This window comes from Mucilaginibacter terrigena (genome assembly GCF_004168255.1).
Classification (GTDB): Bacteria; Bacteroidota; Bacteroidia; order Sphingobacteriales; family Sphingobacteriaceae; genus Mucilaginibacter; species Mucilaginibacter terrigena.
The window spans coordinates 191,708-210,604 of the sequence record NZ_SEWG01000004.1 but is presented as its reverse complement, the minus strand read 5'-3'; the positions used below and the strand labels follow the sequence as shown (position 1 = coordinate 210,604).

General features: G+C 43.7%; 16 protein-coding genes. 6 read left to right on the top strand and 10 right to left on the bottom strand.

Going from position 1 to position 18,897, the window contains the following annotated elements; translation table 11 throughout:
• Positions 1-28 precede the first annotated feature (28 nt).
• Genes EWM62_RS11070 through EWM62_RS11060 form a run of 3 tightly spaced genes read right to left on the bottom strand, consistent with a single transcriptional unit; the run spans position 29 to position 6,118 of the window.
• Positions 29-1,123: an HU domain-containing protein gene (locus EWM62_RS11070; protein WP_129876731.1), complete on the bottom strand. Its 1,095-nt coding sequence runs from the start codon at positions 1,121-1,123 to the stop codon at positions 29-31.
• Positions 1,124-1,161: 38 nt separating this feature from the next.
• Entirely contained in the window at positions 1,162-2,970 is a 1,809-nt protein-coding gene (locus tag EWM62_RS11065) for a porin family protein (RefSeq protein ID WP_129876730.1), read from the bottom strand.
• 13 nt (positions 2,971-2,983) lie between these two features.
• Positions 2,984-6,118 (bottom strand): tetratricopeptide repeat protein, encoded by a 3,135-nt coding sequence (locus EWM62_RS11060; RefSeq protein WP_129876729.1) that lies wholly within the window; start codon positions 6,116-6,118, stop codon positions 2,984-2,986.
• A 215-nt stretch (positions 6,119-6,333) separates the two neighbouring features.
• Here EWM62_RS11060 and EWM62_RS11055 point away from each other — a divergent pair, with 215 nt between their 5' ends.
• Positions 6,334-7,455 (top strand): DUF922 domain-containing protein, encoded by a 1,122-nt coding sequence (locus EWM62_RS11055; RefSeq protein ID WP_129876728.1) that lies wholly within the window; start codon positions 6,334-6,336, stop codon positions 7,453-7,455.
• Here the strand turns inward: EWM62_RS11055 and EWM62_RS11050 are convergent.
• The 7 genes from EWM62_RS11050 to EWM62_RS11020 form a co-directional block, all read right to left on the bottom strand.
• A complete protein-coding gene (locus EWM62_RS11050) occupies positions 7,452-7,829 on the bottom strand; it encodes a response regulator (protein ID WP_129876727.1) in 378 nt (125 codons plus the stop codon). The two genes, EWM62_RS11055 and EWM62_RS11050, sit on opposite strands and share 4 nt — an antisense overlap.
• A gap of 637 nt (positions 7,830-8,466) precedes the next feature.
• A complete protein-coding gene (locus EWM62_RS11045; RefSeq protein ID WP_129876726.1) occupies positions 8,467-9,369 on the bottom strand; it encodes a nucleotidyltransferase family protein in 903 nt (300 codons plus the stop codon).
• Positions 9,370-9,433: 64 nt separating this feature from the next.
• Positions 9,434-10,549, bottom strand: coding sequence for a M42 family metallopeptidase (locus EWM62_RS11040; RefSeq protein WP_129876725.1), 1,116 nt, complete (start codon positions 10,547-10,549; stop codon positions 9,434-9,436).
• 214 nt (positions 10,550-10,763) lie between these two features.
• A complete protein-coding gene (locus tag EWM62_RS11035) occupies positions 10,764-11,180 on the bottom strand; it encodes a GNAT family N-acetyltransferase (protein WP_129876724.1) in 417 nt (138 codons plus the stop codon).
• A gap of 203 nt (positions 11,181-11,383) precedes the next feature.
• Positions 11,384-11,917, bottom strand: a complete 534-nt coding sequence (locus EWM62_RS11030; RefSeq protein WP_129876723.1) for a hypothetical protein — start codon at positions 11,915-11,917, stop codon at positions 11,384-11,386.
• A 45-nt stretch (positions 11,918-11,962) separates the two neighbouring features.
• Positions 11,963-12,523 (bottom strand): hypothetical protein, encoded by a 561-nt coding sequence (locus EWM62_RS11025; protein WP_129876722.1) that lies wholly within the window; start codon positions 12,521-12,523, stop codon positions 11,963-11,965.
• A gap of 214 nt (positions 12,524-12,737) precedes the next feature.
• Positions 12,738-14,279, bottom strand: a complete 1,542-nt coding sequence (locus tag EWM62_RS11020) for an acyl-CoA carboxylase subunit beta (protein WP_129876721.1) — start codon at positions 14,277-14,279, stop codon at positions 12,738-12,740.
• A gap of 107 nt (positions 14,280-14,386) precedes the next feature.
• On the opposite strand from EWM62_RS11020, the gene EWM62_RS11015 reads away from it, so the two are divergent.
• The 5 genes from EWM62_RS11015 (at position 14,387) to EWM62_RS10995 (ending at position 18,869) form a co-directional block, all read left to right on the top strand.
• Entirely contained in the window at positions 14,387-14,719 is a 333-nt protein-coding gene (locus tag EWM62_RS11015; RefSeq protein ID WP_129876720.1) for a hypothetical protein, read from the top strand.
• Between the two features lie 147 nt (positions 14,720-14,866).
• Complete coding sequence (locus tag EWM62_RS11010; protein WP_129876719.1) at positions 14,867-16,543, top strand: SulP family inorganic anion transporter; 1,677 nt, start codon at positions 14,867-14,869, stop codon at positions 16,541-16,543.
• A 28-nt stretch (positions 16,544-16,571) separates the two neighbouring features.
• Complete coding sequence (gene can / locus EWM62_RS11005; RefSeq protein WP_129876718.1) at positions 16,572-17,297, top strand: carbonate dehydratase; 726 nt, start codon at positions 16,572-16,574, stop codon at positions 17,295-17,297.
• A 136-nt stretch (positions 17,298-17,433) separates the two neighbouring features.
• Positions 17,434-18,159 carry a YoaK family protein gene (locus EWM62_RS11000; protein ID WP_129876717.1) on the top strand — a complete coding sequence of 242 codons (726 nt, stop codon included), beginning with the start codon at positions 17,434-17,436 and terminating at the stop codon, positions 18,157-18,159.
• Positions 18,160-18,200: 41 nt separating this feature from the next.
• Positions 18,201-18,869 (top strand): carbonic anhydrase, encoded by a 669-nt coding sequence (locus EWM62_RS10995; RefSeq protein WP_129876716.1) that lies wholly within the window; start codon positions 18,201-18,203, stop codon positions 18,867-18,869.
• The last annotated feature ends 28 nt before the right edge of the window (positions 18,870-18,897 follow it).

Here is an 18,897-nt window from a genome sequence, read left to right as displayed (position 1 = left end):
TATATGTAGCCCCTTGCGGGTGTTCTATTTATTTCAAAAATCGTATGTAAACTTGTTTTGGGGTTAGTTTACCCGTATTTAATATTTTATCCATTGCAGTATTAGCCTCGCCCGCTGATTTGTATGTCCCCAGCGATATATTATGCTTTTTACCCGGTACACCAAGTGCTATATGAGGCTCAAAACCCATTTTTTTGTACTTATCCATTTCAATGGTGGTCTTTTCCATTGTTTTAAATGCACCAGCTAATATTTCATAACGTGGCCCTGTAATATTATTGTTTACCACAGGCGGTGTTTTTGCAATAGTGTCTTTAACAGGTACTACATTTTTCACAGCTGTAGAATCGGTATCCGTTGGTAAAGTGGTTTTTACAGTATCTTCTACGTGGACGATCTTCGCGGCAATTACTGTTTCCTTTTTAGCCGTTTTTTTTGATTTAAACTGGTCCAGGTTAAATATTGATGAATCGTACCGGTTAACTAAATATACCACAAGTGCTGTAAACAGCGCTGCCAGCACAACAAAAGTTATAACCGACCTGCGCGACCGTTTGCGGGCCAGGTCAACCAGGTAAGCTTCGTGCTCTTCATCAGTTTCAAACCTAAGTTCATTACTATCCGTTTGTGGTACGGCTACAGGGGCTGCATAATCCGGTTCAACAGGTTCGGCAGGTGCATTTTCAGCAGGCGGTTCAACCTCTGCAGGCGCGCTGCCTAATTTATGCAAGGTTACCGGCTGATAGCCAAAAAAATCAGGATCGGTGCTGATATCGGTATTGGGTTTAAAAAACAGCTGCCCATCCTGCGTGTAAAAACAGCCCAGGTCTCCAAGCGGGGCTTCGCCCATTTGTGCCTGCAACTTTACGCTGTTTACAAATTTTTCGGTAAAGTATTTTGATGATGCCAGCGAAATGTTCTTTTTATCGGCAATATATTGCGCCAGTGTTTCGTCGTCTATCACCTGCGGGTCAAACTGTACGCTGTAGGTTGGCGGGTAAAACTTGCCCTGGGCCTCGTTATAATAACCATTTATACGCGTGTGCGCAAAATAGCCTAACCCCGGTACACTTACGTCTCCATGTTGCGCCAGCAGTTCGCTTATAAAATAGCCTACATCCATTCGCTAAAAGTACGGATAATTATAAAACATCAAAAAGCTTAAAACGCATAGCCTACCCCGCCAAATATATTAAACCCATAATTTGGATAATAAACCCATGTTTTACTATTTGCATTAAGGATATTGTTTGCCTGTACAAATACCGAAAGCTGTTTGTTAACTTTATAAGTAGCACCGCCGCTAAGGTCGGCAAATGATGCAACCTGGGTATAAACAGGGGCCGCGGGTGTGCTGCCGGTTACCAATAAAGGGTCTTGCGCGCTTCCGCGGAACATTAATGATCCGTTGATATCAACCTTATCGTTAATGTGGATGCTGGTACCCGCTGTAAGTACAAACTTAGGCAGGTTCCATGGCTGGGCTTCGGTGGCCATTTTGTAATCCTTAAACTCTACACGGCCATAAACGTTAACGTCCTCGCTCGCTTTAAAATCAAGCTCGCCGTTAAAGCCGCTTACACGGGCGTCGCCATTATCGTAAATTACCTGGTACTTGTTAAATGTGGCTGCAAAGTTGTTTACAAATAGCGGCAGGTTTTTTACGCTGTTGCGATAAATTGCCGCTTTAAAGCCAAGGCCGGGCGCTAATGTACCTTTCAGGCCAACAGTAATATCCAGTTTATCAACAGAATTTTTTAGGGTGATATTTTCGCCAAGGAAAGGGTTGATATCGGTAAAATCCTTGATAGATGCACGGTTGATATCGCCTTTGGCTTCGGCAAACAGGCGCACATATTTAGGTACAACCTGGAACTCCAGCTTTGCCGCCGGGAATATGTAAAACCGCGATGATACGCCAAACTCTTTGGCAATATTAACACCGGCGTCTATCTTATAATTCTCGCCCTGGAACTTGATGTACGGGTTTGCCCTTACAATACTGTTATTGTTAGAATAAGCCAGGTCTTTTTGCGTGGCAAAATCTAAAGATGCGCTTAAGCCGGCATAAAATTGTTTAACTGTTTTGTTTAAAAAACCACTAACTACAACATTGCTTTCTTTTGCGCTAAAGGCGTTGCTAAATACGTAGCCTTTAAATTTAGCGGCGTAGGTAAACGCATTTTCCTCATCCTTATAATTCTTGGCTATTTCGCCCTCGGCGCCTATATTATTAAAAACCTGTTTTGCAGGGTCAAAGGCAACGGGCGGGTTATCCTGGTCGATACCGTAAAAATAAGTTTGATGGCGGTTGTAAGTTAAACGGCCGGTAAGTGTGTTTTCGGCGTTGATGCTTTTACCAAATATTCCAACTTCCTGCCGGCTGTCGTTTTGCTTATTGATGGCGCTGCCGCCTTGTGCCAGGTGTTTAAAATAGCCGCCAACTTGCAGGGCTTCGTCTTTACCGTTGCCAAAGTAACCTTCGGCAAAAGTGGTTTTCATGCTGCCGAAGCCAGCCTTTACAAAGTTGTTAAGCTGTGCAGAGTCCTGCTCGGCAGGCCTTTTCATGGCTTCCAACTGGCGTATGTTGTTATCCTGTGCCAGTTTTTTATCAATGGGCGCGTAGGTAACAGGCGCTTTGTACAAAGTTTTATCTTCCAGGTCGGGGTTGCGGCGAATTTTTACCGCTTCGGCCAATACCGGTTTGTACGATGTGGTTACCACAATCTCTTCGGCAAGGCTGCTGTTGTTATTAGCAGGTGTATTGTTTTGCCCGCCTTTTTTGGTCGTATCGGCAGCAGGTACTTTAGCGGCTGCATCGCCCAGGGTTTTTGCATTGGCCTTTTGGGCAGCCGCGGTTTTAGCGGGCGGCTTTTTGGTTGTAGCTTTTTCCTTTGTTTGTGCGCCTGCAGGAACAAAGTATAATACCATTAATAAGGTAAGCAGTGTTAGGGTGTATCTTTGATTCATTGCTTGTCTCTTTCTATTGTTCTTTGTTTTCCTGTTTGGTTGGTTCGGTTGCGGCAGGCTCTGTTGCCGCCGGTTTTTCTTCTGCAGGTTTGGCCTCCTCCGGTTTATCCTGGGTGGCTTTTTCCGGCTCCAGTACAGCCATCTTCTGGCGTGCAGTAGTTAAAATATCATCGTCGCCTTTGTAGTTGTCAATAATACTTTGCAGCGTTGCCTTAGCCTGGAAAATGTCTTTTAAACCAACGTAGTTATCGGCTAATAAAATATAAGTTTTAGCTACCCAGTAATCATAGTTTGGCAGGTCCTTAACCAGGTCGAAACATGTTTTTTGCGATACCTTGTACTTGCCCTGCAGGTATTCAATATTGGCAATATTGTACTTGGCTTCGGCAGCGGCAACGGTTTTGGTGTTGGTAAGCGTGTAGTTAAGTTCTTTAACAGCCGCTGTGGTATCGCCCCTTTGCAGGTAAGCTTTACCGGCATATAAACCGGTCTTAAATTTCTCTTCCTGCGATGATTTTTCGTTATCGCGTACCAGCTTAACATATTTCAGCACATCATCGGGCATGTTTATCTGCGAGTAGCATAACAGGAGGTTATTTACCGCGAAGCTGTAATCGGCCTTGTACTCCGAGTTGGTTTCCAGCCTTTTCAGAAATACGATGGCATCGTTATATTTCTTTTGGTTCATATACAGCTTAGCCATGCTTATCAATGCTTTTTCGCTGTAAGCGCTTGTCCAATCGTTAAGTATCACGTTGTAATCAACCACGGCCGCATCGCTTTTGCCCAGGCTGGCTAAACTTTGCGCGCGGATAAACCGGCTTTGTTTTTCGTAGATCTGCTTGGTTGGGAATTTATCGAAATAGGCGTTCACCGCGTTTACCGTTCCCTGCCAGTCGCCTTTTAAATAAAGGTTATTGGCAGCGGTGTATAAAATGCTTTCCTGCTCGGCAGTGCTGTAGTTGCCTATCGATGTAGAGTTGGCGTAGTTTAAGAACGACGATGCGTCGCCTTTATCGGTATAAATTTTCTCTACCTGTTTAAGCGCCTGCTTGGCCTCGTCTGACGAGGAGTAATCTGATACCACCTTTTTAAACGATTCGGTAGCGGCATCATCATTGCCTGCATTATACTCAATTAAACCTATAGTAGTATAAGCGCGCGGTACATAGCTGCTGCGCGGATACTTTTGTATCATGGCGTTCAGGTCGGCCTTTGCACGCTCGCCATCGTTTTTAAGAAAGTAAGCGTAAGCTATCTCAAACGCGGCATCATCAGCATAATCCGAATTCGGGAACTGGCTTAGCAGGTCGTTCAGCGTGCTTATCTTAGCATCGGGCGAGCCTTGTAAACCTTGTATTATACCACGCTGAAATAAGGCGTATTGCTGCCCCTGGCTGTGGCGGGCAATAATGCGGTCGTAATTTTCTAAGGCGCTTCCGTAGCTCTTCATCGCGAAGTAGCTATCGCCCAAACGGCTTATGGCATCGTTTTCGGTGCTTTGATCTTTTACATCGCCGCGTAAAAATTTCTCGAAGTAGTTAGCGGCTTTACGGTACTGCTCATCGTAAAAAGCGGCATAAGCAAGCGCGTAGTTGGCAAAGTTGGCAACATCGGTCTCTTTGGCTTCGGGCATGGCCAAAAACTGCTCAAAGTTTTCAACCGACTCGGTATACTTACGTACCTCGTACATGGATTCGGCCATCCAGTAGAGTGTTAACGCCTGAATTTTGGTATCAACCGGGTTTTGTAACGATCGCAGGAAAATACCGATGGCGTTTTCAAAAGCGCGTTCGTTATAAAACTCCAAACCACGGAAATAGGTAACCTTTTGGTACGCTATCTGCGCACTTTCGGATTTATTGGGGATAGGCTCCAGTATCTCAACGGCTTCTTTGTAGTTTTTGGAATTTAATAAGGCTTCGCCTAATAATATTTTAACATCGGCGGTACGCGGAGACCGGGGATAGTTTTTTAAATACAGGCGTGTGGCTATCAGCGCATCGTTAGTAAAATCAAGCTCGTATGATAGCTTGGCGTATTCGTACAAGGCATCCTCCTGTAACTGCACATCGTAATTTAGTTTGGATGCGGTGCGGAAAGCGTTGCGGGCACTTTGCTTATTGTTCATTTTCAGGAACACATCGCCCAGCGTGTAACTACCGCTTTGGCTGTAATTATCGTTTTGGGCTACCAGCTTTTCTAACACCGTAGCTGCCTTGCCATAGTTACCTACTTTATAATAAGCGTAACCTATCTGGTAGCTATCCTGTGTGTTTTGGGTGCGGCCGTTATCGGCATCCTCAAAACGGCTGTAATATTCAACAGCTTTATCATAATTGGCCTTTGCAAAGTACGATGCGCCAATAATACGCAGCATTTCGGTCTCGTTCTGCTGTTTGGTGCTGTTAATGATAGGGATGGCGTAGTTAATTACATCATCGTAACGTTTATCTAAAAAGTAAACGGCGGTAATATAATATGGGTAGCTGTTCTGGTATTTCTTCGAGTTTTTTAACCGCTCGAAATTTACCAGCGCTAAATGATAATCTTTATTTAAGTAAGCGATGTAGGCAAAGTAGTAAACGGCATCATCGGTAAACGGCGATTTTTTATTCTTCACCTCGCCAAAAAGCAGCTGCGCGTTCTTATAATCGTTGGTTACAAAATAAGCGTAACCTTTGCGAAATTTATATTCGGTGTTTTGCGCGCCGTTAAGGTCAACCGCATCAACTTTGTTAAACCAAACCAGGGCCTCGTTGTACTTGCCCTGTTTAAAATACGATTTACCTACCTGGAAATAAGCCTGCTTGGTGAGCGGGTTTTCGGGGTGTTCTTTTATAAAGCGGGTAAACATGCTTTCGGCATCATCGTTACCAAGCTCTAATGCGCATAGAGCCTCGTAATATTGCGCGTTCTCTTTCAGTAAAGAAAGTTCCGACTCAAATTTTGATTGCTGGCCTGTTTTTAACTTTATTTGTTCAACTAAGCGGTATTGCTCGGCAGCGGCAGCATATTTACCCATAGCCAGCAGGTTGTTCGCGTTTTGATAGGTGCGATTTGTGTGGAACGATGGGTTTTGCTGCGCCAGCGTTGGCAGGGCTAAAAATACCGGTGCAATTAAGGTGATGTATTTAAGTTTGATCATAAAGCGCAATAATGATGGTGCTAAAATAGCTAATCGCAAAAATGCAATCCACATTAGTAATTAACAAATGTGGAAAAGCACTTTTTTTAAACGATGCCACTTATACCGATGGTATGCGTGTGGAAAACTTTAAATTTACACCCCGCGGCGTAGCGGTAATGTTTTGAAATATCTTAGAAAAAATAATTACCCGCGTAAAGCGTTTGGTTTGGGATATGATAAACAGAGCATTTGGAGTTATTTTGCCGGCCGTTTTGCTGGCCGTTTTGTGTTCCAAAAAAGCTGATGCCCAGCCTGTTACCTATATTGCTTTGCAAAACGAAGCTTTAAAGATAACCCCTAAGGAGTTTTATATAGCCGCTGTAGTTGATGAACGGAAAGACAACACTACTATTGGCAGCTTACAGCCCTATGTAAATAATGCTTCAGGTAAAAATGCAAGCGCGTATCTTATCGACTTGAAAGGTGGTTTTGCGGCTGTAAAAAACTTTATGAGCTACGCCCTGCCTGTTAATAAAAAATACCGGCCCATAATTATTAAGGTAAAAACTTTAAACGTTGCCGAAGCACCGGTAAGCGGCGGTGTTGTAAAAGGGAATATAAAGCTTTCCATGTCCTTCTATTTTAAACAAGACGAGGAAGCCGCCCATCTGGTTGATTATAATACCAATACTACTTACCAGCGCAGGCCGGGTACTGCGCAACAGATAGAACCTTTGTTAAAAAGCGCGCTTGGTAACGGCCTGGTATATTTAAATAACTGGATGAATATACATGCGCCGGGTAATATTAAACTGGCCAAAGGGGTTAAGGTAATGTTTACAAACTACACCGAGCCTGTAGAAGGGGATACCATTTATTACAATACAAACCGCCCTTTAAAATGGGCGGATTTTGCCGGCAAGCCGCAGCCGGGCAAATCAAACCGCGCTGCCGAAGTATTTGCCGGATTTGGATACAACCAGGATATGAAAATGGTTAACGGCATAGTGAACGTTACTTTAGCCCTTAAGGTTTATGCCCCCAAAAGCGCCTGCTGGGTAAATACAGATAATTTAAGCGATTATAACCTTACTCACGAACAGCACCATTTTGACATTGCCAGGCTGGTGGCCGAACATTTTAAGCAAAAGATAAAGGCTGAAGAATTAACGCCTGATAATTACGAGGCTGCAATTAATATGGCTTATATAGATGCGTTGAGGGAGATGGCCGCCCTGCAAAAACAATATGATGCCGAAACGGTACACAGTACAAACAGGTACCAGCAACAATTGTGGAACGCCCGAATTGATAAAGAATTAATTGAACTGGGAATAAGATCAAAAGCGCTTTAAGCTGCCGCTGATGATGAGCTTAGTTGTTTTTTTATTGAATTAAGCAATACGTTGATATCAAAAGGCTTTGCCACAAAATCATTCGGGCCGTTTTCCTGGTTTATAGTGCTGCCCACATTATGGCTTGCCGATATCATAATTACAGGGATGTTGTGTGTAGCAACTTCCTTTTTAACCGCCTTGCAAAGCTCGCGGCCATCTAAACTACCAAGCATAATATCAAGTAATATCAGGTCGGGGTGCTTGTCTCTTATGGTTTCCATAAAATGGTGCCCGTCGGCAAGGGTGTCTACTTTATAGCCCGAGTCTTCAAGTATAAATTGCAGCACTTCCAGTATATCGCGATCATCATCCACAGCTAATATCCGTCTCATATCTTTATTTCTAATAGGTATCCGTATGTTATTGATATACAATAGCAATACTTATACCAAAAATGAAAATAGTATGAAATTTTTATTGTTATTCCGCCTTCTTAAAAATGTACATCGATTTTTTGCAGTTGGCGCAGAAATACTTTTTTAGCGGTAAAAAGAAAAATAGCTTTTTTACAAGCCAGCTTCTGTGAAGCTGATGATGAAATAAATTGCCGCATTTTGGGCAATGTGTACTGGGGATTTTAGCTGAATGGCTCAAAACTGGTTCTATGCTACTATAACGTATTTTTAAATACGTTTTAAATTGTGATTTGGTTTGCTACGTAAATATTGCTGCTAAGCTAATTGTATTTGTTTAATGTTTTGATGTGTAACGTAAAAATAACAGTAGTGTTAAACCCCTTATTATTAAACAGGTACCCTAACCTTAGTGTAATGATAAAATTTCGGTATTAAGATAATGTAAATAATGTGATAACTTTTATCAAATATTGCGAAATATACCTGGCAGTTAAATAAAAGGTTATTAATAAGAAATATAACCGCTATCTGTTTAGTGAAAATTAAATTTCGCGATTATATATACCGGTACAGATGCCGCTTGTTAGCAGGGATCCGTACCGGTTAATTAAATTTAGCTCCAAAGGTTGCCTGGGTAAGTACCGTTCTCTACCAGTTCTGATATCGATTTTTGAACAATGGGCTTATCCTCTTTGTAAGTAACGCCAAACCATTTGGTAGCGGTAGGGATAACTTTAAATGATGCCGTACCGCTTTTGATCAGTTCGTCGGCTACTATCGGGATAAAAAATTCTGATTTCGGGTTGCTTTTATTGGCTTCAACAAACTTCCTGAACAACTCTTCGCTTTGCTTGAAAACCGCCGGTGTAAAACCCCAGAAATTCATAGATACACGGGTATCATTAGCTAAAGGGTGCTCGCCGGTGGTATCTTTGTATGCTACGCTGCCGTCTTCTTTAAAATACACCTCGGTACGCTCGGTTACTTCGGTCATGTTACCGTTCTCATCAACCGCGCAAACGCCGCGCGATACGGTGCCATGGTCTGATAAGGTTTTATCTATCTGGTAGCCGATGATGGCGTATTTATCGTCAGCAACTTCGGTAGTAAGGAACTTTGCCATTTTTTGGAACGCATCAAAACCGTAATAATCATCAGCGTTGATAACACAGAAAGGCTCGTTTACCTGGTTGCGGGCGGCCAATACGGCATGCGCGGTACCCCAGGGCTTTGCACGCTCAATTTTTTCGTGGATGCCAAAGGGCTCCAGGTCAAAATTCTGAAAAACGTAATCGGTTTCTATACGGCCTTTAAGTTTAGGCTCAAATATGGCTTTAAAGTTTTCGGCAAATTCTTCGCGGATGATAAAGCTAACCTTACCAAACCCGGCCTTAATAGCGTCGTATATAGAGTAATCGATAATGGTTTCGCCGTTTGGGCCAAAGCCGTCAACTTGTTTCATGCTGCCGTAGCGGCTGGCCATTCCTGCGGCCAAAATTAGTAATGTAGGTTTCATGTTAAAAGTAGGGTATAGATGTTTGTGTAATACACAATGTTAAACGTGTATAAATGTTTCAAAATTATTTAATGTACCTAAAGTCCTGGCCGTTTTGGATGTTCAACAAGCTTTCGTATATCAAACGGATAACGTTGTCAACATCCTCTTTGTGTATCATCTCAACTGTAGTGTGCATGTAGCGCAGTGGTAACGATATAAGGGCCGATGGTACGCCATCGTTTGAGTAGGCAAACGCATCGGTATCGGTGCCTGTAGACCGGCTTGATGCCTGGCGCTGAAATGGGATATTAGCTTTCTGTGCCGATTCTATCAGCAGTTTATTCAGGTTATTTTGCACCGCCGGGGCGTATGATATAACCGGCCCTTTACCGCAAGCCAAATCGCCCTGGGTTATTTTGTTTATCATTGGCGTGCCGGTATCGTGGGTAACATCGGTAACAATGGCCACGTTAGGTTTTATGCGGTGGGCTATCATTTCGGCACCACGCAGGCCAATTTCTTCCTGTACGGCATTTACTATATAAAGGCCAAAGGGCAGGGTAATATTATTCTCTTTTAACAAACGAGCAACCTCGGCGATCATAAAACCACCTGCGCGGTTATCCAGGGCGCGGCCTACGTAGTAGCGGTTGTTTAAAACCATAAACTCATCCTCGTAAGTTATTACACAACCTACGTGGATGCCCAGGGCTTCAACTTCATCCTTACTGGTGCAGCCACAATCTAAAAAGATATTCTTTAACGTAGGGGCTTCTTCCTTTTCGCCACCTAAACGGGTGTGGATAGCCGGCCAGCCAAATACCGCTTTAACAATGCCATTATCGGTATGGATGTCAACACGCTTTGATGGCGCTATCTGGTGATCGCTGCCGCCGTTGCGGATAACGTAGATCAAACCATCGTTGGTGATATAATTTACAAACCACGAGATCTCATCGGCATGGGCCTCTATGACTACCTTGTATTCCGCTTGCGGGTTGATAACACCAACGGCGGTACCATAGGTATCTACAAAATGATCGTCGATATATGGCTTTAAATAATCAAGCCAAAGTTGCTGGCCCTTCCATTCGAATCCGGTAGGGGAAGGGTTATTGATATATTTTTCGAAAAATGCTAATGATGCTTCGTTTACTATAGCCGGTTTTTGTTCGGCTTCAGGTTTCTTTTTTGCCATGTGTTGTATTAAATAACACTACCGGGGGTGGGTAGCCGCGACAAATATAATAAAGCTATTGAATATTAATAAATGTATATTAAACAGTTATAAAACTTATTCATTACTTAACATTTACTTTATAGTACAAGCGCACCTTTGCGTCGTAATAATCAGATCAGGTAATTAGTTAAAGTCACAAAGGTCAGTTTGCGCAAGGCAGGCTGATCTTTTTTTATGTTGAGGCGATACTTTTCTCCATTCTGATATAATCGACACCATTCTTATGGAACTCTGTGCCAACCTTGCTATAACCCAGCTTTTCGTAAAAACCGGTGGCCGATAACCTTGCATTGCACCAAAGCCTGGTGCCGTTTTCCCGCTCCGCAAAGGCGGTAATATAGTTTAATAATTGAGTGCCGAGTCCCTTCTTCTGCACCTCAGCCACCACGGCCAGTTTACGAAACTGCCAGTCGCTACCGTTTTGAAACAGCGACACTACGCCCACCAAAGCATTATCCTCAAACGCCCCAAAGTGGTAACCATGGTTATCCTCGTCCATCTCCATATTGTGCAGGTAATGGCCCGGGTACAATATATCCCTTCGCAAACGCCAGGTGAGGTGAGGGGTTATTTGTTCGATTGAGAGCATTTGAGGTAAAAGATTTTTTAATTGTGAATGATGAATGTTGAATTGCGAATATTGAAGTTTAGCTATGCCGTTGGCATTAACTGTCGCTACCGCATACGTCCCGCTTGTGGCCGCATGCTAAGTATACACTTTGCATTATGGACGCATGTTCGTTACCACCTAAATCCACAATCGAGGACGCTTGCGGTAGCATAGTTATTAAATTAAGGATTTACAAAATAAACTAAAATGTGCTCACCATCCTTAAAAAAGCCGATATAAGTATCATAGTCTTTATCCGGAATATCTCTGGAAAAAGATCGTTTAATGTCGGATGCCTTCCTCGCTATCATAACCTCGCCAAGTTCTTTACTCCCTACAATTTCGGGGTTTTTAAGCATGCTTTTATTGTGGTCAAGTGTATCTAAAAGCATTGTATAGTCTGCCTTAGATAGTTTTATAATAGAACACGAAGTGTAATCGCCATGAAAATCGGGGTAGGAGACCGTTTTATCTATTACTTCAGCAGATTTCGGAATATCTAATGACGTAACCTTTTTAAATTCATCAAAATAGAAACTATCTGTTGGATATATTGCTGTGTATATTTCATAGCTTAAAAAAATAAGAATGGTTGTTAACAATATGAACCAAACAAGCCATTTGCATTTTTTTGTTTTGATCCATTTATAAAAGAAATAGCCCACTAAAACAGGGACTGACAAGATAAATAAGAGTATCAAAAGGGCTAAAAGCATGGACATCTTAGATTTTTTTGGTCTTAGTGCTGATGAATTTACATGTCATTCCATTACAAATATATCTATCAATAGCTTATTGCCTTCGTGCCACCTTATCCAGCCGGTAGTCGGGTTTTTGCACTCACTTATATAACTGTTGCAAGGTTCGCTTTTATGTTTTGTATCCTCATCGTTATAAAAACAATCGTATTTAACCTTTAGCCAATCGCCTTTTAGTTTTACCGGGCAAAACATTTCTAAGCCTTTGGGGATGACAACTGTGTCGGCACTGCCGGGTGATATTCTTAAAGGCTGATCATTTACAGGCCTGCTGCCGTTCTCCGTAGTTCGCTTTACACCAAAAGAGCTGAGGATATACTTTTCCCAGGTAATAAAATCATAGCCTTTAACTCTCGGGAGATATTTAACATCTGCTTTCCCATTAAGCACCGTATAGACTTTTGAGGTTTGACTAAGGCAAACAAAATGCATAATGCCATAATCGGGCTTGTAAAACTTGGGGCATACCGGTGCGATATTCATATTATCGCCGTACATACTAACTTTAATATACCTGCTTGTAAGCAGGCTGTCATTAAATAATTCGACAGTATCGGCAGCCATAATCAAACCAATCCCTAACGAAGAAACATCATTACTATAGCTACAACTGTTTAATATGACAGGTTTTGAGCTTGCCACAATTTTAGCTTTGGGCTTTATGGTCTTAGGTTGGCTTTTAGGCTTACAAGAAAAAAAGGCAAAGCAAATGCAACAGTAAAATATTGCATTGCTAATCCTTTCAAATCTAACGTCGTACATCTAAAAACAATAATTTTTACAACGGAATATTCCCATGCTTTTTCTTAGGGTTGTTCACTACTTTATTCTCCAGCATTTTAAAGGCGTGGATCAGCTTTACGCGGGTTTCGGCGGGGGCAATTACCTCGTCGATGAAGCCACGTTCGGCGGCGCGGTAGGGGTTGGCAAAGATGGTAGCGTATTGCTCTTCCTTTTCGCGCCATTTGGCTTCCGGGTCTTCGGCGGATGTTATCTCGCGTTTAAAGATGATCTCGGCAGCGCCTTTAGCACCCATTACGGCAATTTCTGCCGACGGCCAGGCGTAATTCATATCAGCGCCGATGTGTTTGGAGTTCATCACATCGTACGCGCCGCCGTAGGCCTTTCGGGTAATAACGGTGATACGCGGCACGGTGGCTTCGCAAAAGGCGTAAAGCAGCTTGGCGCCGTTGGTGATAATGGCGTTCCACTCCTGGTCGGTGCCCGGCAAAAAGCCCGGTACATCTTCAAAAACCAGCAGCGGGATATTAAAGCTATCGCAAAAACGCACAAAGCGAGCGCCTTTGGTTGATGAATTGATATCAAGCACGCCCGCTAAAAACGCGGGCTGATTGGCCACTATGCCAATACTGCGACCGGCAAGGCGGGCAAAGCCCACCACAATATTCTCGGCAAAATCTTTATGCACTTCTAAAAATGATCCGCCATCTATCACCTGCTCAATCACCTCGCGGATATCGTAGGGCTGCGAAACATTCTCTGGCAGTATATCCGTTAATGCGGGGCGTTCCTCGTTATTTACCTCGTAAGGCAGGGCAGGGGCACGGTCCTCGCAATTTTGCGGCATGTAGCTTAAAAGCTTCTTGACGTTGTTGATGGCTTCTATCTCGTTAGCACAGGCAAAGTGGGTAACCCCGCTTTTTGTTGCGTGGGTGTTTGCGCCGCCCAACTCTTCTGATGTTACCTGCTCGTGTGTAACGGTTTTAACCACATTGGGGCCGGTTACAAACATGTAGCTGGTATGCTCTACCATCAAAATAAAATCGGTAATGGCGGGCGAATACACCGCGCCGCCCGCGCAAGGGCCCATAATGGCCGAGATCTGCGGCACTACGCCGCTGGCCATGGTGTTGCGGTAAAATATATCGGCGTAGCCGCCAAGCGATACCACACCTTCCTGGATGCGCGCGCCGCCCGAATCGTTAAGCCCTACAACCGGTGCGCCGTTTTTCATGGCCAGGTCCATTATTTTACAGATCTTTTCGGCGTGGGTTTCTGACAGGGATCCACCAAAAACGGTAAAATCCTGAGAGAAAACGTATACCAACCGGCCGTTTATATTACCATAACCGGTTACCACACCATCGCCGGGGTACTTTTCTTTCTCCATCCCAAAGTCGGTACTGCGGTGCGAAACCAGCATGCCTATCTCCTGGAACGAGCCCTCGTCCAGCAAAAAATGCAGCCGTTCGCGGGCGGTTAATTTCCCCTTTTTGTGCTGACTTTCAATACGTACAGCGCCTCCACCCTCAAGCGCCTGGTCGCGCTTTTTTTGTAATATCTCCAACTTTTTGTTCACAATGCGGTTTATTGGTAAAGCGATAAAATTAGTAATTATATTGTAAGATTAGCTTTAAACGCCATAAGGATACTTTGCTTTTGTAAAAAATCCTATCTTTGTAACGCATGGGAAACCGGATTTTCAAAAATTCATTAGCCGCATTGTTTATGGGCATCTTTATTGTAAAGATGGTTATATCTACTGCGTCGGTTTTTGTATGCATCGATAATAAAACGGTTCACGCGGTTATTATGCAGTTAGAGCATGAATCGAAAAACGAAAAGGAAAGCCCGGAAAAAGAATCGTTAAAAGAGAAGAAATTTTTTGACGAGAGCATTAACCACCTGGCAATTTACAGGCCTTTTATTATCGAAACCAATATACTGCACAACTTAGAAAATTCGCTTTACAAGCAAATTTACCACCCTTCGGTACCCACCCCGCCTCCCAACGTTTAATGTAAATAGCCGGATACTAAGTATCCGGTGAGCAATTGCGCGTCCCCTGTTTTTTGATACAGGCGGAAATACCATGTGCTGTTTTCAACCCGCTACCGGTGTTGTTTAACATGCTGTTTACTTAAGTTTCATTATAAAATTATTGTTATGCAAATCAAGCAAGGCGGCGTTACCGCCGGCGATCTTAACCTGAGAAAGTATTTTCTCGCTAAAAATTTAAAAAAGGATATACCTGCGGGGCTGGTAGTGTTCCTGGTTGCTTTACCCTTGTGTTTGGGTATAGCCCTGGCATCGGGCGCGCCGTTGTTTTCCGGTATATTGTCGGGTATTATAGGCGGTATAGTTATCGGCTCGTTAAGCGGCTCGCAGCTAAGCGTGGCCGGCCCGGCTGCCGGTTTAACTGTTATTGTATTAAACTCTATTGCCAGCCTTGGCTCGTTCGAGTCCTTTTTACTTGCGGTAATGCTGGCCGGTGCTATCCAGATCATACTGGGGCTGGTAAAAGCGGGCACTATTGCCAATTACTTCCCTTCATCCGTTATCGAGGGGATGCTGGCAGCTATAGGTATCATCCTTATCATGAAACAATTCCCGCATGCTGTGGGGTACGATTCGGATTTTGAGGGTGACGAAGGTTTTAGTCAGGCCGATTCCAACAACACCTTTTCGGGCATTATAAGCGCTTTGGCGAAAATCAATTACGGCGCGGTTATCATAGCCGGGGTTTCGTTATTGCTGATGATATACTGGCCGAAGTTTAAAAAACTGGCCATAGTGCCCGCGCCGCTGCTGGTTGTTGTTGCTGGCGTGATATTGGCTACCGTATTTAGCGGTACCGGGCTGGCGCTTTTAGATAAGCAATACGTACAAATACCCCTGGTAAACAGCGCCGGCGAGTTCTTCGGCCTGTTTAAATCGCCAAACTTTAGCGGCATAGGTAACAAACAGGTTTGGATAACTGCTGCCACCATTGCCATTGTGGCCAGTTTAGAAACCTTATTAAGCCTGGAAGCAGTAGATAAAATTGACCCTATTAAGCGTATATCGCCTACAAACCGCGAACTGGTTGCCCAGGGTGCGGGGAACTTAGTGAGCGGGATGTTGGGCGGTTTACCCATGACGGCGGTTATCGTACGTTCTTCGGCCAATGTAAACGCCGGGGCACGCACAAAAGTTAGCGCCGTTTTCCACGGTTTTTTACTGCTGATATGCCTGCTGGCCATACCATCGTTGTTAAATAAGATCCCGCTATCATGTTTGGCGGCAATCCTGTTAACAGTTGGTTACAAACTGGCAAGGATCAGCTTGTTTAAACACATATGGCATAAAGGGCTCGATCAGTTTGTGCCTTTTGTGGTAACCATTGTAGCCGTTATATTTACCGACCTGCTTATTGGTGTTGGTATAGGTATGTTGATTGGCGTGTTTTATATACTGCGTACAAACCTGCGTAACCCGTACTTCTATACCATTGCACCTAACGGCGAAAAAAACACCATCCGTATAAAGCTGGCCGAGGAAGTATCCTTTTTAAATAAAGCTGCCATACAAATAACGCTTACAGGTTTGCCAAAAGGCAGCGATGTGGTTATTGACGGATCGCAATCGCGCTATATAGACCCCGATGTGTTAGAGATAATACATAACTACAAGCATAATGCCTACACCAAAGGTATTATTGTGCAATTGCAGGATATAAAGGAGCGGTACGATATACCGCCCCTGAAAGATTTAATTTACAAACCAGATACATCAACCCTGCGGGAGGAGAGCGTTGAAGCTTCAACGGCCAGGGAAGATTTAGAAGAGGCTAAAGAGATTTAGGTTACAAATTATAAATAAAGAAATTACCATGTCGACCATAGAGAACAAAAACGGAAGCAAGCCGGCTGTTAATGCAGGCAGCATAAAACTGGCCCAAAGCGCCAGCTATAATAAATTAAAAACAAACAACAGCGAATGGGCTGCCAAATGTACTGCCGAAGACCCTGAGTTTTTCACCAAACTTGCGCAAGGCCAAAGCCCCGAAGTATTATGGATCGGCTGCTCAGACAGCCGCGTGCCTGCAAATGAAGTTACCGGTACTGCACCCGGTGAGGTATTTGTGCACCGTAATATTGCTAATGTATGCGTACACTCGGATATGAATATGCTTAGTGTATTAGATTATGCGGTTAACGTGCTTAAGGTAAAACACGTAATTGTTGCCGGCCATTACGGCTGCGGCGGTGTTGCCGCGGCTTTAAGCAACAAGCAATTTGGTATTATTGATAACTGGCTGCGCCATATTAAAGATGTTTACCGCCTGCACGCTAATGAACTTGACCGCATTACCGACGAAAAAGCCAGGGTTAACCGCCTGGTTGAGCTTAACGTTACCGAGCAGGTGTACAACATCTGCAAAACATCCATCATACAAAACGCCTGGATGAACCGTACCGACCTGGAAGTACACGGCTGGGTAATAGACATAAGCTCGGGCCTTATAAAAGACCTTGGTGTAAGCAGCAGCAACCCGCATAGCCTGGGTTATGTATACGAATTTGATAATAACACCGAAGCCGTAGCTGCACATTAATTTACCCCTATATTCTATCTATACATATGCCCCCGGTTGCATTGCAGCCGGGGTTTTTTATTTAGCGTTTTTTAATGGCTATAAAATTATATAAGTTTAAGCGCAAAACATCTTGCCTTATTTAACAACCACTTATATGCTCAGGCAATCAAAAAGCGACCGCACACTTAAAGAGAACCTGCTGCTGGCTTCGTCAACAGCAGTGGTATCGGGTATTACCAATGTGGTGGGCATGGTGACCTTCCTGGCGTTTACATCAAATATTACAGGGCATGTAGCCAACCTGGCCAAACACATAGTTGAGCAAAATTTTGCCGAGATCATTGTGTTCCTTATCTGGCTTTTCATGTTTTTTGCGGGGGCGTTTTTATCCAGCTTTATTATACGGTCGTGGGAGGATAAAAGCTATTACCGGGCGCACTCTATTCCCATCATCATCGAGATCGTTATCCTGCTGTTTGTAGCCATATACGGCCATCATTTTTATGATGAAACCCGTACCGAGCGCGAGATTGTGATTGCCGCCATCCTGTTCTCGATGGGGTTGCAAAACAGCATGGTATCCATTGTATCGGGCGGGTTGATCAAATCGTCGCACCTTACCGGCTTATTTACCGATCTGGGGGGCGATATATCCGACTGGTTCCATCCGAAGGCGACAAAAACCGAAGCCGTTAAAAATAAGATCTACATACGCTTAACCGTACTGGGATTTTACTTTTTAGGTGGTATAATTGGCGGATACTTCTTTAATTTGTATGAGTTTGCCATATTTTACTTTATACCTGTAATATTGCTTACCATTTTGTATTACGATGTGTCAGACATTGCACTGCACAAACTGATGCGCCTTTTTTCGTAAAAACAAGCGCCTGATTATTAAATATAAAAACAGCTGTCACTATGTCTAAATCTAATAAGCCCATACACGAAACCAACCACATTACGTACGCGAGCCTTTTAGAGGGCAACAAAGAATTTGTAGCCAATGCTTTAAAAGAAGACCCGGAGTATTTTACAACCCTTGCAAACGGGCAAAAGCCACCTGTTTTGTGGATAGGCTGCTCAGACAGCCGCGTACCTGCCAACCAGATAACCAATACCCAGCCCGGCGAGATATTTGTGCACCGCAATATTGCCAACATGGTAATACATACCGATATGAGCATGTTAAGCGTGCTCGATTACGCGGTAAATGTATTAAAGGTAAAGCATGTTATTGTAACCGGCCATTATGGCTGCGGCGGGGTACTGGCCAGCATGACCAACAAACAATTTGGCCTTATTGATAACTGGCTGCGCCATATAAAAGATGTTTACCGTGTGCATGCCAGGGAATTGGATGCTATTGAAGACGAAACCAAACGCGGCGACCGCCTGGTGGAATTGAACGTGGTTGAAAATGCAAACAACCTTTGCAAAACATCTATAGTGCAAAACGCCTGGGCAAACGGCCAGGAGCTTAATGTACACGGATGGGTATACAGCCTTGCAACCGGCGTTATCACCGATATGAAGGTAAGCACACACAACAACTCCAAAATGGATGAGGTATTTAGGTTTGAGAGGTAGAGTTAAAATATAAGAGTCAGGAGCCAGG

Excerpts from the sequence above, each read along its gene's own strand:
- EWM62_RS11045 (WP_129876726.1), bottom strand. The coding sequence starts at position 9,369 with ATGAAACCTACATTACTAATTTTGGCCGCAGGAATGGCCAGCCGCTAC.
- EWM62_RS11025 (WP_129876722.1), bottom strand. The coding sequence starts at position 12,523 with ATGGCTGCCGATACTGTCGAATTATTTAATGACAGCCTGCTTACAAGC.
- EWM62_RS11040 (WP_129876725.1), bottom strand. The coding sequence starts at position 10,549 with ATGGCAAAAAAGAAACCTGAAGCCGAACAAAAACCGGCTATAGTAAAC.
- EWM62_RS11030 (WP_129876723.1), bottom strand. The coding sequence starts at position 11,917 with ATGCTTTTAGCCCTTTTGATACTCTTATTTATCTTGTCAGTCCCTGTT.
- EWM62_RS11000 (WP_129876717.1), top strand. The coding sequence starts at position 17,434 with ATGCTCAGGCAATCAAAAAGCGACCGCACACTTAAAGAGAACCTGCTG.
- EWM62_RS11055 (WP_129876728.1), top strand. The coding sequence starts at position 6,334 with ATGATAAACAGAGCATTTGGAGTTATTTTGCCGGCCGTTTTGCTGGCC.
- EWM62_RS11050 (WP_129876727.1), bottom strand. The coding sequence starts at position 7,829 with ATGAGACGGATATTAGCTGTGGATGATGATCGCGATATACTGGAAGTG.
- EWM62_RS10995 (WP_129876716.1), top strand. The coding sequence starts at position 18,201 with ATGTCTAAATCTAATAAGCCCATACACGAAACCAACCACATTACGTAC.
- EWM62_RS11065 (WP_129876730.1), bottom strand. The coding sequence starts at position 2,970 with ATGAATCAAAGATACACCCTAACACTGCTTACCTTATTAATGGTATTA.
- EWM62_RS11015 (WP_129876720.1), top strand. The coding sequence starts at position 14,387 with ATGGGAAACCGGATTTTCAAAAATTCATTAGCCGCATTGTTTATGGGC.
- can (WP_129876718.1), top strand. The coding sequence starts at position 16,572 with ATGTCGACCATAGAGAACAAAAACGGAAGCAAGCCGGCTGTTAATGCA.
- EWM62_RS11070 (WP_129876731.1), bottom strand. The coding sequence starts at position 1,123 with ATGGATGTAGGCTATTTTATAAGCGAACTGCTGGCGCAACATGGAGAC.
- EWM62_RS11035 (WP_129876724.1), bottom strand. The coding sequence starts at position 11,180 with ATGCTCTCAATCGAACAAATAACCCCTCACCTCACCTGGCGTTTGCGA.
- EWM62_RS11060 (WP_129876729.1), bottom strand. The coding sequence starts at position 6,118 with ATGATCAAACTTAAATACATCACCTTAATTGCACCGGTATTTTTAGCC.
- EWM62_RS11010 (WP_129876719.1), top strand. The coding sequence starts at position 14,867 with ATGCAAATCAAGCAAGGCGGCGTTACCGCCGGCGATCTTAACCTGAGA.